Raw genomic sequence first — 14308 nt, 5'->3', positions numbered from 1 at the left:
ATGCTCCGTTACAGATCTGACTCACGAATATAGCGATATATTTCAGGAGTCTTTTCTGGTTTCGTCTCGCCTACGTGTATGGCTTTCTTAACCGCAGCTTCAGCTTCAGCAAACGCATTCTCTGTTTGCGCATGAATGAAGGCGATTGGCTTATCAGCAGAAATTTCATCACCTAGAGCACAAACTTTAGTCAGACCAACACTGTAATCGAGTGCGTCACCTGGCTTACGACGGCCACCACCTAAGGTAACAACCGCAAGACCGAGCTCACGAGTATCCATCGACGAAGCGAAACCTGTTTGATCAGCATAGACTGGACGGATAATCTTAGATTCTGGCAAATACAGACCCGTGTTCTCGATGAAATCTGCAGGTCCGCCAAGACCAGAGATCATACGACCAAATATCTCAGCCGCTTTACCGTTATCGAGAACGCGATTTAGCTTCTCTCTCGCTTCAGCTTCGCTCGAAGCGATACCACCTAACTGCAGCATCTCTGCACATAAACCCATGGTCACTTCATAGAGACGAGGGTTACGGTATGCACCCGTTAAGAAATCGACCGCTTCTTTAACTTCAACAGCATTACCCGCACATGAAGCCAGAACCTGGTTCATATCGGTAAGCAGAGCGGTAGTCTTAGTACCCGCACCGTTTGCAACGGCGGTGATACTACGTGCTAACTCTTCTGATGCCTCATAGGTAGGCATAAACGCGCCACTACCGACTTTAACGTCCATAGCAAGAGCATCGAGGCCAGCAGCCAGTTTCTTTGAGAGAATTGAAGCAGTAATGAGTGAGATTGACTCAACGGTCGCGGTATTGTCACGAATCGAGTAGAAGCGCTTATCGGCAGGAACCAAGTCACCCGTCTGACCAATAATGGCGACACCGGCTTCTTTAACTACCTTTCTGAACAATGCACTATCTGGCTCGGTTTGGTAACCGGGAATTGCATCAAACTTATCTAACGTTCCACCGGTATGACCAAGGCCACGGCCTGAGATCATCGGAACATATCCGCCACATGCTGCAGCCATAGGGCCAAGCATCAAGCTGATAACATCACCAACACCACCAGTGCTGTGCTTATCGATGATAGGACCATCAAGGTCCAGTGATTTCCAGTTTAGAACGGTACCCGAGTCACGCATAGATGTCGTTAACGCAATACGCTCATCCATGTTCATGTCATTAAAATAGACCGCCATACCCAGCGCTGCTATCTGACCTTCTGAAACCGTGTTATCGGTAATACCTTTAACGAAAAATTGAATCTCTTCTTTTGACAACGCCTCAGCATTGCGCTTCTTACGAATAATCTCTTGAGCTAGAAACATGGTACTGCCTCCAGAGTGTAACTAGTTTTCAGTAAATAGTTACAATCTCTTTAATGAAACACCAAAAAACGTAATTTAATTACAAAACATATTAACCAAGTTTTGGTGTTTCCAAATAGATTTAGATCACACTTAACTAAAAAAGATGGCCCTATTTTCCAATAGTAAAATAGGGCAACACTATTTAGTAACCTTGAGGGCCCTTAGCAGCATCACCTAGTTCCAAGGTATGCAGAAGGTTTATTAGCAAGCTAGACGCGCCAAAACGGAAGGTACGTGGCGTCGCCCACTCATCACCTAAGAGACGTGCAGCAAGTCCTAAGAACTCACCGGCAGCAGCGGCATCACGAACGCCGCCAGCAGGCTTGAAGCCGACTTTGGTGTTCTTTTCGCTGATCACTGTCATCATGATTTCAGCAGCTTCGATGGTTGCATTAACCGGAACTTTACCGGTAGAAGTCTTAATGAAGTCAGCACCTGCATCGATACATAACTCAGAAGCCTTACGAATAAGTGCAGGGTCTTGCAGTACGCCAGACTCGATGATCACCTTAAGCAGTACACCTTCGCCACACGCTTCTTTACAGGCTTTAACCAGCTCGAAACCAACAGTCTCGTTACCAGCCATCAGTGCACGGTATGGGAAAACCACATCGACTTCATCTGCACCGTAAGCAACGGCAGCACGAGTCTCTAGTACCGCGATAGCGATATCATCGTTACCGTGAGGGAAGTTAGTCACAGTCGCGATGCGGATGCTTTCGCAGCCCATCTCGTTCAGTGTCTTGCGTGCGATTGGAATGAAGCGAGGATAGATACAGATTGCAGCAGTGTTGCCGGCAGGCGTCTTAGCCTTATGACAAAGTTCAATCACCTTCTGATCGGTATCATCATCGTTCAAGGTGGTCAGATCCATCAATTCAATGGCTTTTTGTGCTGCTTTTTTTAAATCGCTCATAATAGCTCTCCGAAACGTAATTCAAATAATAAGATGAAATAGAAATCTACGTAAGGCAGCGCCTGGAAGTGGCATTTTTTGATTATTTTTATGGCCGGGCCTTCGGGCGTCGCCTTAGATATCACCATTGGTGATATCTGTTTATTCAGGTATTCAGTGTAGTTATTGAATTTGAATGTTCATAGTTCAAAGTTCGATAACTGCAATCCTGACACTAGGTCACGACTTGAATCCTTGAAGACCGGGAAGGGGAAACTGAAATGCATGGTTTCTGCCTTTCCGCGAAAAATCCATTTTAGCGCGTAAAACTTTATCTTTTAGCTTTATATTTTACAGATTAACTTTTAATTAAACAGACTATGTAAATATAGCTCATGCTTAAGTAAAAATTAAATTTAGAGCCGTGCATTGCACGGCTCTAACAGATGCTTACTAACTTCTAAAAGTAACTCTTAGAACTTGTAAGTAGCAGTCAGGTAATGTGCGAAACCAGTAGTTTCTAGACCAAATGTACCGCCATCTTTAAGAAGGTAGACGTCATTGTATCCCTTCAGACCATAACCCAGTGCGTAGTTGTCTGAATGCCAGTGAACACCGAAGTATGCAGCGCCACCGCTAGAAGTAAATGTTGTGGTGCCACTATCAGCTATAACTTCATCAGCACCGAACTGGTAATCAACATAACCCTGGAAAGAAACGAAGCTGCCGTTCTCTAGGAAGTAGAAAGGCTTGAACCAGTTCATAGAGAATTGGTAACCGTTCCAATCTTTAGCATTAATGTCGTAGTAACCGTAAAGGTTCATGCCAGTTTTACCTAACCATGGAACCATAACATCAGCACCGATACCTACGGAAACATTGTTTACATCTTCACCGATCACACCGCCACCCCAGTTGAATAGAGTAGAGATGTAAACTTCCTGGATTGGACCAGCTGAAAGGTCCCAACCAGTGATTGCATCGATAGAGAAGCGTGGAGCAAACTTCATGAACATCTTGTTAGCTGTACCTTCAGCCTTATCGCCTGAATCACCACTTGCTAAGTTGAATACATCGACATAACCGTATAGGTCAACAACACCAGCGCGGCCGCCAAATTCCATTTCTAGGTAATCGTGTCCGCTCTCACCAGAAGAAGGAAGCTCGTCAAACGCGTACATTGCGTTGAACTGCATCCAGCTGTAATCGCCAGCGCGGATATCGTCACCACGGTCAGCAGCGAACGTTGGTGCAGACATGACTGCTACAGCTGCTGCTGCTAGTGCTAAAGTTTTAACGTTTTTCATCATCAACCCCATTTATTTTATGGTGTGCCGCTCTTTTGAGAAAGAGTCAGCGTTTCTTTTTATCGTGCCGCATTTTACTTACTTTGTGCCAAAGCACAACTGTATTGATGTAAAATTGAGAACACTAAGTTTTAACATCGAATCAAATAACAATTATCACAAAATTTCTATCACACAATTTCGTATCGAATTTTAAACATAAACTAAAATTGAAATTGTGTTTGTCCTCACACAGCTAATCATTAATCTGTTAAAGATTAGCTATATGTTTTACAAATTTAAATCTGAAAAATGGCTGTGTTAACTTAGACTCTGCTCTGTTGAGCAGAGTCATAGTTCAGGGGCACCCCCCTGGATTACCTAACGTTTATAACATTTGTGTTATAGAGCCAGGAAGAGACCCGCTAGTGTCGCACTCATCAAGTTAGCAAGTGAACCTGCAGCTACTGCACGCATACCTAGCTTAGCTAAGTCGTGGCGACGAGTTGGTGCCATAGCACCTAGACCACCGAGAAGAATCGCGATTGAAGACAAGTTAGCGAAGCCACAAAGAGCAAAAGAGATAATCGCTTTTGTTCTATCTGTCATAGCTAGACCTGTTTCAGCAACAACCATACCGCCATCAGCGATGTCTTTCATGTATGGAGCGAAGTTCAGGTAGGCAACGAATTCGTTAACCACAATCTTCTGACCAATGAAAGAACCTGCAACGAGTGCTTCGCTCCAAGGTACACCGATAAGGAATGCAAGAGGCATAAAGATATAACCAAGAATTAATTCAAGAGTTAGACCTTCCATACCGAACCATCCGCCAACACCACCGATGATGCCATTCATCATAGCAATCAAACCAACGAACGCTAGAAGCATTGCACCAACGTTAAGGGCTAGATGCATACCAGATGAAGCACCTGCAGCAGCAGCGTCGATAACGTTAGCTGGCTTATCAGGGTCTTCTGGAAGATCTTCCATATCGTTCTTGGCTTCTTCAGTTTCAGGGTGCATCAGTTTAGCCATTAATAGACCACCTGGTGCTGCCATGAATGAAGCGGCAACTAGATATTCGATTGGTACACCCATCTGCGCATAACCGGCCATTACTGAACCAGCAATAGACGCTAAACCACCTACCATGATGGCAAATAGCTCAGAGTTAGTCATAGTCGCGATAAACGGACGTACAACTAGTGGCGCTTCAGTTTGACCAACGAAGATGTTTGCCGTTGCTGACATAGACTCTGTACGGCTTGTACCAAGAGCTTTCTGTAGTGCACCACCGATAATACGGATAATCCACTGCATAACGCCAAGATAATAAAGAACAGCAATAAGAGAAGAGAAGAAAACAATGACTGGTAAAACGTTGATGGCGAAAATGAAACCAACTTTAAAGTTAGCCAAATCACCGAACAAGAAACCGATACCGTTTTGAGCATAACCAATAACGCTAGACACGCCATCTGAAATACCCTTTAGAATATCTTTACCGACTGGGACATACAAAACGAAACCACCGAAAGCGGCCTGAATTGCTAATGCACCAAAAACGGTACGCTTGTTAATTGCTTTTCTATTATTCGATAACGCGAACGCTATCGCAAGTAGGGTGACCACCCCTACCAAACTCATTAAAATATCCATTAACCATCACCCTATTTGTTAATACTTTTTAATTATGTTGTTAACCAACCTTTTTCGAGACCGATTATACCCGACCAAGTAGCGAAAAGGGTCGTTCCGATCAAATTTTTGAACTTTAATTTCAGCGATTTACTCACAACTTCCGATGCGATTAGCACCTGTTTATTTAAAAATAAATTAAAGGTCAAAGAGTTGCACCGCATTGAGAAAAGCATGTTCTGAAATTAGAACACTAGTTTTTTTCTGTAAATTTGCTATTTCTTTCACGATTGAGTGCAAAACAAGCGGTGTATTGCGTGTTTCAGGCCAATTATCAGGCGCCATAGAGGGAGAATCTGTCTCGATAAGGATAGAATCTAAAGAAATGCTTGCAATGCAACTTTTAAGTTTTAAGGCCCTATCGTTCAAAATCAACCCACCTATACCCAACTTGTAGCCCAGTCGAATATACTCGTTAGCAAGCTCAGCGCCACCATAAAAGCCATGTATGACGCCAGCCTTAGGCAGAGCATACCGTTTCAACAGCGCCAGCATCTCGTTGTGAGCTTTAACAACATGTAAAATAATAGGCAATTCCAGCTCTTTTGCCAGTTCCAGTTGACGTTCGAACTGTATTAACTGTGCCTGCCAATTACTTTTTCGTAACTTATCTAAGCCACACTCACCGATGGCAACCAGTTTTTCATCATGATTGTACCTTGAGATGGTATCTTTTAGATCATTGAATAACGTTATCGAATCAGATTGACAACACCAGGGGTGGATGCCCAGCGCATAAGGGCAGTTAAATTGCCTTGCTACTGCGATTTGATTATCCCAACGCTCAGGCGATACGCCGGGAATGATGGCGGACTCTATTCCAGCGCTTCTCATTGCATCGAACACCTGTTCACGGTCGATATCGAACTCAGGAAAGTCCAGGTGGGCGTGGCTGTCAATCATTCTCAGCTTTGTTGGTGATAAGCCATTAACTTGAGGTGAACTATTCTTTAGATGTGAAGTAGGAGTTGGCACGCTATGACTCCCCTTTGGTCTTATTAGCAGTGTTCGAACCTCGGCACCCGCTAGCACTATCGTCACTCAACTCTGGGTCTGAGAGCCTGGGAGCGCAGCTACGTCGATTTTCAGGTGTGAGCCCCATACGGTCACACCAGTTGATATAACCGCTCCACAATCTAACAATCCAGTTCATTATTCCCCTCCCGAAATTATTAATGATAATAGCCTTTGCTCACGACTTCGTACCTAAAGTAATTAAAAAATTATATAAAAAAGCCCCAATCTTTCGAATGGGGCTTTAACACGCTAAACAGAGGGACAAATTTTAAAAGCTAATTCTAAAAACTGATTTTAGAAACTATCTGTAAAATTGAGTCTGGCAATTAATTTTAGTTTTCACGCGTCTTCGCGAACTTAATATCCGGATAGCGTTCCATGGAGAGATTCAGGTTAACCATAGTAGGCGCAATGTAAGTCAAGTTATCACCACCATCGAGTGCTAAGTTGGTGCTGCACTTACGTCTGAACTCTTCAAGTTTCCTTTCATCATCACAATACACCCAACGGGCAGTCGAAACGCTGATAGCTTCGTAGATTGCTTCAACCTTATACTCAGATTTTAAGCGGCCAACAACGACCTCAAACTGGAGTATACCGACGGCACCAACGATCAAGTCGTTAGTATCTATAGGCCTGAAGACCTGAACCGCTCCCTCTTCGGAAAGCTGAACCAGTCCTTTCAGCAACTGCTTCTGTTTCAAAGGGTCTTTCAAACGTATACGACGGAACATTTCAGGTGCGAAGTTTGGTATACCGGTAAAACGCAGCTTTTCACCCTGAGTAAAGGTATCACCGATACGCATAGTACCGTGATTGTGTAGACCTATGATGTCACCCGGGTAGGCAACTTCGGCACGGTGTCGATCGCCTGCCATAAAGGTCAAAGCATCGCTGACGTTCACATCTTTACCCAGACGAACGTGATGCATCTTCATGCCTTGTTCGTAACGTCCAGAACAGATGCGCATAAATGCCACTCTGTCTCTGTGTTTAGGATCCATGTTGGCTTGGATCTTAAATACAAAACCACTGAATTTTTCATCTTCCGGCTGCACTTCTCTGACTTCGGTTTCGCGTGCCTGTGGTTTAGGTGCCCACTCAACGATACCATCGAGAATATGATCCACACCAAAGTTACCTAAGGCGGTGCCGAAGTAAACGGGAGTCAACTCACCAGCAAGAAACAGCTCAAGGTCGAACTCGTTCGATGCGCCAAGAACTAACTCCAGCTCCTCTCGCACCTCTTCGGCGTAAGTGCCGATAGCGGCATCCAGCTCAGGGTTATCTAACCCCTTGATGATTGTCGAATCCTGAATCGTGTGTCCCTGACCACTCTGATAGAGGATCACTTCATCACGTAGAAGATGGTAAACCCCCTTGAACTCTTTACCACAACCAATTGGCCAGGTAATAGGGGCACAAGCAATATTCAATACCTTCTCAACCTCATCCATCAACTCTAATGGATCACGTATATCACGATCGAGTTTGTTCATGAAGGTGATGATAGGCGTATCACGAAGTCGTGTTACTTCCATCAGTTTAATCGTACGCTGCTCAACACCTTTCGCCGAGTCAATCACCATTAAACATGAGTCAACAGCAGTAAGAGTACGATAAGTATCCTCAGAGAAATCTTCGTGACCCGGAGTATCGAGAAGGTTAACGAGCGCACCGCTATAGGGGAACTGCATCACAGAGGTTGTGATCGAAATACCACGATCTTTCTCCATCTCCATCCAGTCAGATTTGGCATGTTGCCCGGACTTCTTACCTTTTACAGTACCAGCCTTCTGCAGCGCGTTGCCAAATAAAAGTACCTTCTCGGTAATGGTGGTCTTACCCGCATCGGGGTGAGAGATAATGGCGAAAGTACGACGCTTGTCGACCTCAACTTTATTGCCTGACATGATAACCTGCAGATTCTGGTGTTCTAAAAGGCGGCAATTATAGCGGTTAGACTAAGACTTGGCTAGACAGTGACAGCTAGATTAAACCTGCTGAGTGGGCGAATACAAAAAATATTTCATTCTGAATGCCTCACTGTGCGTGAAAGCTAGCATAGGGGCTCTCAAATCATAGCGAAATTGTAGAGTCTGGGTTTAAAGAAAGTTATGCTCCCAATAAGGGAAAGATCTGAATGACCATGCAACCTGAATAAAAGATTGCATGGTTTCATTGCACTATAGATAGGTCTTAATGAGGGTTCTTGGCTGACTCTTCGGCATAGAGTTTGGCATTAATTTTAGCAAGCTCTATCCTGGCGTATCTATGTTCTACAAAATCGTAGATATTGGTCGCTAAAGCGAGCCTGAAATAATTTGCCGCATCATTGTAGTTTCCCTGCTGCTGGGAAATTTTGGCGATATAGAAATAGGCTTCACAAAGTCGTTCGGCGTACTCATTGGGGTGAGAAAGCCCCTCTTTAGCAGCCGCAAAAACCTGTTCCCGACTCTTGTTCCCTAGATAGAAATCAACCAATTCATTAGACCAGGCATTTGGTGTCAGTTGAGTTCGGTTATATTCGAGTCTTATTTTAGCCTGTTCAACGCTTATCTCACTTTCGGTCAGGTAGAGCCAGAGTGCACGATAACCATCTTTTTGGTCCTGAGAGTAGAAAGACTCCATATCTGATACGGCAAGCGCGTTACGTTCACCATAATACAGAGCGATACCACGGTTAAGAAAGGCGTAATCGTAATCGGGAGAGAGCTCTAAAACCGCATCGAATGCTTCATAAGCGCTTTCAAATTCTCCTTCCTGGGTATAATAAATTCCAATAAAGTTGTAAGCATCGGCAAGGTTAGGTTGTAATTTCAGCGCCTGATGAAAATCTATTCGACTCAAGATACGCAGCCCGACGCTGTCATAGATAACGCCGCGGTCATAGTGAAACCTGGCTCTTTGCTCATCGGTTAACTCGGCGGATGACAAAATTTCATTTAATTTAGCTAAGGTGATTTCAAGCTTATAATCAGGCATCACAGGTTCAACCATGACCTTGCCCTGCTCATTCACGCCAGACTGAGTTGAGACACATCCTGTTAGCAAAATACTCATACCAGCTAAAACCACTACTGCGACTGTCCGCATCTTTTGAATCATCCATTTAACCCTTTGAGTTCACCAGTGCTTGTAATCATAGCAATCCCCTATCACTACGGCTATCAAGGATTTAATTATTTCATCAATCAGTTTATACCAATCGGTATAAAGATGTGCTCGCTCAGCGAGAATTTAGCGCTTCTGAGGCAAGGCAACGAGTGAAAAGCATAGTTGTTCTACGTTTAAGCTCGTTAACGCTGCATCGGATCCGTTAAAACTCGCCTTTCAGGAGTTTTTTTGGCTGCCTACTTCTGCGTTGAATGACTTCAGAAGGGAGCACCATTCCCTCACTCATTCGCCTTGAATTAGTTTGCCAAAAAACACTCTGAGTAGATCACTTTCTTATACCGATTGGTATCAAGAAATTCAGGCATAAAAAAGGAGACCCTAAGGTCTCCTTTTCATATTCAACATATCTTTACAAGATAGGTTTACTCGGCTGGTGCAGCTTCAGCTTTAGGCGCAGCTTCTTTCATAGAAAGACGTACACGGCCCTGGCGATCGACTTCCATCACCTTAACTTTGACTTCTTGACCAGTCTGTAGGTAATCAGAAACGTTAGCAACACGCTCTTCAGCGATCTGAGAGATATGAACCAAACCATCTTTACCCGGAAGAATAGTAACGAACGCACCGAAATCAACGATACGAACAACTTTACCGTTGTAGATAGTACCGACTTCAACTTCTGCTGTGATCTCTTCGATACGACGGATTGCTTCTTTCGTTGCATCACCGTTTGCCGATGCGATCTTAACAGTACCATCATCTTCAAGTTCGATAGTTGTACCAGTTTCTTCGGTAAGTGCGCGGATAGTTGCACCACCTTTACCAATCACGTCACGGATCTTCTCAGGGTTAATCTTAAGCGTTGTGATACGTGGAGCATGATCAGAGATATCATCACGGTGCTCACCGATAGCCTGGTCCATAACATTCAGGATATGAACACGTGCGCCATAGGCTTGCTGCAGTGCGATCTGCATGATCTCTTTATTGATACCTTCAATCTTGATATCCATCTGCAGTGCAGTAATACCATCACGAGTACCAGCAACTTTAAAGTCCATGTCACCAAGATGATCTTCATCACCCAAGATGTCAGAAAGAACGACGAAATCGTCACCTTCTTTAACCAGACCCATAGCGATACCGGCAACAGATGTCTTAATTGGTACACCCGCATCCATAAGAGCAAGTGAAGTACCACAAACAGAAGCCATAGAGCTTGAACCGTTAGATTCAGTGATTTCAGATACAACACGAACGCTGTATGGGAACTCTTCTGCAGAAGGCATAACGGCATTGATACCGCGCCATGCTAGCTTACCGTGACCGATTTCGCGACGCTTAGGTGAACCAACAAAACCTGTTTCACCAACAGAATATGGAGGGAAGTTATAGTGCAGCATAAAGCGGTTAGTGTACTCGCCCATGATGCTATCAACTTTCTGAGCATCACGCTCTGTACCTAGAGTACAAGTCACTAGTGCTTGAGTTTCACCACGAGTAAACAAAGCACTACCGTGGGTACGTGGCAGTACACCAGCCATCACATTCAAGCCACGAACCATATCAGGTTCACGACCATCGATACGTGGGTTACCAGCAATGATGCGGCTACGAACGACTTTCTTCTCTAAGCTACCAAGAAGGCCGTCGATTTCGCGCAAATCAGCTTCTGGGTTTTCAGCCAATAATGCTTCTTTAGCAGCAGATTTTACAACGCCAACTTGAGTGTAACGATCTTGCTTAACTTCAATTTGGTAAGCAGCGGCCATCTCGGCCTCGGCTAAATCTTTAATTTTAGCAACAAGGTCTGCGTCTTGAACTGGAGCAGTCCAATCCCATGCAGGCTTGCTTGCTTCAGCTTTTAGCTCGTTAATGGCACTGATAACAACTTGCTGTTGGTCATGGCCATAAACCACACCACCTAGCATCACTTCCTCTGGAAGTGCAGCCGCTTCAGACTCAACCATCAAGACAGCACCTTGAGTACCGGCAACAATCAGGTCAAGATCACTATCAACAAGTTGACTGACATTCGGGTTAAGAACATATTCGCCGTCAGTATAACCAACACGTGCCACACCTAGTGGACCATTGAAAGGCAGACCAGATATAGCCAATGCAGCTGAAGTACCAATCATCGAAATAACATCAGGATTGATTTCAGGATCGACAGAAACTACTGTGATAATTACCTGAACTTCATTCTTGAAGCCATTTGGGAATAGTGGACGGATTGGACGGTCAATAAGGCGGGCAATCAATGTTTCGCTTTCAGATGGACGGCCTTCACGCTTGAAAAAACCACCTGGGATCTTACCCGCAGCGTAAGTCTTTTCCTGGTAATTAACAGTTAGTGGGAAAAAGTCACGACCTGGCTCTTCAAATTTCTTCCCAACAACAGTAACCAATACTGTGGTATCACCCATACTTGCCAAAACGGCGGCATCGGCTTGACGTGCAATAACCCCAGTCTCTAGCGTGACTGTGTGCTGACCATATTCAAAACTCTTTACGATTGGATTCACGTGAACCATTCCTTAATTTTAATTACCTTAATTTCGCAGGCAAGTATACTTCATCTCTAATCAATAGATAAAGAGCACATAGTGATGACAAAGCAGAAACTTTTCTCTAAAGTGAGTAGTATCTGGAAAAATTCCTTTTGGAATAGCCGTAAAACCTGAATTTTTGGTATCAGTTCACTGGTATATAAGGATGGTCAAATGAATGCAGGCTTTAAATCTCTTACATGGAAACAGACGAGTCTTGTCGTTTTTTCCGCATTATTCTTTGCGATTGCGATTTTTATCGTCGAAATTGCATTAGTAGGAGTGTCTGCACGAGATGGTCTTAAAGACTCACAAACAGAATTACTCGATTCGGTGGAGCAACCTGCGGCCAATGCCGTATGGGCACTCGATGACAATCTTGCCAAACAAACTTTAGAGGGTGTGCTAAAAGTTGAACACGTAGGTTCGGCTGTAATAGAGCTCGATGATGGCTCAATGTTTGTTTCGGTCTTAAGTAAGAGGTCATATCCAAATATCTTTGAAGACCTCAGCAACAAACTCTTTGGTGACCTGAAAGAGATCTCTCGTTCTCTTTATCGACCTTTTTATTTTGAAGGCACCGAGAAACAGCAGCTTATTGGCACATTAACAGTTTTTTACGATACCCAAGGGCTGACAGATTCACTTTTTTCACAACTCAAATTCAGCTTGATCGCCACTTTAGCTCGAGCACTACTTATCACATTAGTACTCTCCATTGTCTTTCATCGTTTTTTAACTAAACCGATTGCTGAGATCAGTGAAGCGATCGACAAAATTGATCCTGAATCTCCCGATGAAAACTTACTCCCCATGGCTAAATCACATACTGATGATGAATTAGGGTTGGTAACATCCAAGTTTAATCAGATCCTTATTCAATTTGGTCAGACACAGAGTAAGCTCAGAAAAATGGCGACCCGAGATCCATTAACCGGCCTGCCAAATCGAACTTTATTACTGGAAACGATTGCAGTCACGATTCAAAGAGCGCGTGTTCATAAACATCAATTCTGTATGCTCTTTATCGATCTCGATAGATTCAAAAATATCAATGACTCACTCGGACATGCGATTGGTGACCAGTTTTTAGCACGGATTGCCCGGGTACTCGAACGCGTAGTCGGGGATAACGGGACCGTAGCCAGACTCGGTGGGGATGAATTTGTTATCTTAGCCGACGAGCTCCGCACTCCGGATCAAGCAGCGGACTTTGTCGACAAACTTCTGCTCCAGCTCAATACTCCCATGCAGCTCAATGAGCATACTATCCATCCTGCCGCATCAGTAGGTATATCCATCTATCCTGACGATGGAATGAGCGCAGAAGATCTTATTCGTCATGCCGATATCGCTATGTACAGCGCTAAGGCTGCAGGATCTAATCAATGGGCGTTTTTCAAACAGCAGATGACTGAACGTGCGGCGGTAAGACTCCGTACCGAAGCCTCGCTGCATGACGCACTGAAAAATGGAGAGTTTGTACTTCATTATCAGCCTAAGTTCGATATTAAAACCGGCAAGGTTGTCGCCTGTGAAGCCCTCATCAGATGGCAGAAAGATGGCCGTTTAATCAGTCCTATGTCCTTTATTCCCGTGGCTGAAGAGACAGGGATTATTATTCCTATCGGGCGATGGGTCATCGAAGAAGCCTGTAAAACGATCAGAAAATGGAAAAAGGAATATAACTTCGCTTTACCCATCGCGGTCAACGTTGCATCTCAGCAATTTGCCGATGTCAGCTTAGTGCCCGATATCAAACAATTAGCACTCAGGTATCAAATTAGTCCCGATCTTCTTGAAATTGAGATAACAGAAACCTCGCTGATGAATGATATTGAGCTTGCCATATCGAAACTTCAGCAGCTTAAATCAGCTGGGTTTGGTATCGCAGTGGATGATTTTGGAACGGGTTACTCTTCACTCTCCTATCTGAGACACCTGCCCATCACTACGATGAAAATTGACCGCTGTTTCGTCACCGACCTTCCGAATGAGAGTGCGATCGCGTCGACCATTTTGATGTTAGGTCAACAGCTAAACTTGAACATCGTTGCCGAGGGAATTGAAACTCGAGAGCAGTTAGATTGGTTAAACAGTAATAAATGCCAGATAGGCCAAGGGTTTTATTTCAGCAAACCAGTGACACAAAAAGAGTTTGAAGATAGCTATATTAAACCTCAAACTGCGAGTATCAGCCATATATAGGGTCGAGGGTCGAGGGTCGAGGGTGATATGACCCCGGCAAAGTGGACACGGGGTTTAAATTCTAGATTCAAATACAGTGGGACTCACTCCATCTAGAGTCCCATGTCTTCTCACTATATTATAATAATCATCGATATAGAACCGACATTG

Annotated in this window: 10 protein-coding genes; 1 reads left to right on the top strand and 9 read right to left on the bottom strand. The window is 44.2% G+C overall.

The window, feature by feature from the left end; all coding sequences use genetic code 11:
• Window positions 1-8: 8 nt before the first annotated feature.
• From deoA to pnp, 9 genes are all read right to left on the bottom strand, one after another.
• On the bottom strand, window positions 9-1340 hold the full coding sequence (gene deoA / locus EKG38_RS18315) for a thymidine phosphorylase (RefSeq protein ID WP_126521759.1): 1332 nt from the start codon (window positions 1338-1340) through the stop codon (window positions 9-11).
• Window positions 1341-1524: 184 nt separating this feature from the next.
• Entirely contained in the window at window positions 1525-2298 is a 774-nt protein-coding gene (gene deoC, locus EKG38_RS18310) for a deoxyribose-phosphate aldolase (protein ID WP_126521758.1), read from the bottom strand.
• Window positions 2299-2750: 452 nt separating this feature from the next.
• Entirely contained in the window at window positions 2751-3584 is an 834-nt protein-coding gene (locus EKG38_RS18305) for a nucleoside-specific channel-forming Tsx family protein (protein WP_126521947.1), read from the bottom strand.
• 381 nt (window positions 3585-3965) lie between these two features.
• A complete protein-coding gene (locus EKG38_RS18300; protein WP_126521756.1) occupies window positions 3966-5225 on the bottom strand; it encodes a NupC/NupG family nucleoside CNT transporter in 1260 nt (419 codons plus the stop codon).
• A 177-nt stretch (window positions 5226-5402) separates the two neighbouring features.
• Window positions 5403-6167, bottom strand: a complete 765-nt coding sequence (locus EKG38_RS18295) for a TatD family hydrolase (RefSeq protein ID WP_126521944.1) — start codon at window positions 6165-6167, stop codon at window positions 5403-5405.
• A gap of 73 nt (window positions 6168-6240) precedes the next feature.
• Window positions 6241-6417 carry a DUF5363 family protein gene (locus EKG38_RS25505; RefSeq protein ID WP_500691054.1) on the bottom strand — a complete coding sequence of 59 codons (177 nt, stop codon included), beginning with the start codon at window positions 6415-6417 and terminating at the stop codon, window positions 6241-6243.
• A 196-nt stretch (window positions 6418-6613) separates the two neighbouring features.
• Window positions 6614-8194, bottom strand: coding sequence for a peptide chain release factor 3 (gene prfC / locus EKG38_RS18290; protein ID WP_126521754.1), 1581 nt, complete (start codon window positions 8192-8194; stop codon window positions 6614-6616).
• A 286-nt stretch (window positions 8195-8480) separates the two neighbouring features.
• Entirely contained in the window at window positions 8481-9389 is a 909-nt protein-coding gene (gene nlpI / locus EKG38_RS18285) for a lipoprotein NlpI (protein WP_126521752.1), read from the bottom strand.
• 431 nt (window positions 9390-9820) lie between these two features.
• Window positions 9821-11926 (bottom strand): polyribonucleotide nucleotidyltransferase, encoded by a 2106-nt coding sequence (pnp, locus tag EKG38_RS18275; RefSeq protein ID WP_126521750.1) that lies wholly within the window; start codon window positions 11924-11926, stop codon window positions 9821-9823.
• A 198-nt stretch (window positions 11927-12124) separates the two neighbouring features.
• Here pnp and EKG38_RS18270 point away from each other — a divergent pair, with 198 nt between their 5' ends.
• On the top strand, window positions 12125-14158 hold the full coding sequence (locus EKG38_RS18270) for a putative bifunctional diguanylate cyclase/phosphodiesterase (protein WP_126521748.1): 2034 nt from the start codon (window positions 12125-12127) through the stop codon (window positions 14156-14158).
• Window positions 14159-14308 lie beyond the last annotated feature (150 nt).

This window comes from Shewanella canadensis (assembly GCF_003966225.1).
GTDB classification, from domain to species: domain Bacteria; phylum Pseudomonadota; class Gammaproteobacteria; order Enterobacterales; family Shewanellaceae; genus Shewanella; species Shewanella canadensis.
This window is presented reverse-complemented; position numbering and strand designations above follow the sequence as displayed.

Bases quoted from the DNA above. Each gene is read 5' to 3' on its own strand.
- EKG38_RS18295 (WP_126521944.1), bottom strand. From the start codon at position 6,167: ATGATTGACAGCCACGCCCACCTGGACTTTCCTGAGTTCGATATCGAC.
- EKG38_RS25505 (WP_500691054.1), bottom strand. From the start codon at position 6,417: ATGAACTGGATTGTTAGATTGTGGAGCGGTTATATCAACTGGTGTGAC.
- deoA (WP_126521759.1), bottom strand. From the start codon at position 1,340: ATGTTTCTAGCTCAAGAGATTATTCGTAAGAAGCGCAATGCTGAGGCG.
- deoC (WP_126521758.1), bottom strand. From the start codon at position 2,298: ATGAGCGATTTAAAAAAAGCAGCACAAAAAGCCATTGAATTGATGGAT.
- nlpI (WP_126521752.1), bottom strand. From the start codon at position 9,389: ATGATTCAAAAGATGCGGACAGTCGCAGTAGTGGTTTTAGCTGGTATG.
- EKG38_RS18300 (WP_126521756.1), bottom strand. From the start codon at position 5,225: ATGGATATTTTAATGAGTTTGGTAGGGGTGGTCACCCTACTTGCGATA.
- EKG38_RS18270 (WP_126521748.1), top strand. From the start codon at position 12,125: ATGAATGCAGGCTTTAAATCTCTTACATGGAAACAGACGAGTCTTGTC.
- prfC (WP_126521754.1), bottom strand. From the start codon at position 8,194: ATGTCAGGCAATAAAGTTGAGGTCGACAAGCGTCGTACTTTCGCCATT.
- EKG38_RS18305 (WP_126521947.1), bottom strand. From the start codon at position 3,584: ATGAAAAACGTTAAAACTTTAGCACTAGCAGCAGCAGCTGTAGCAGTC.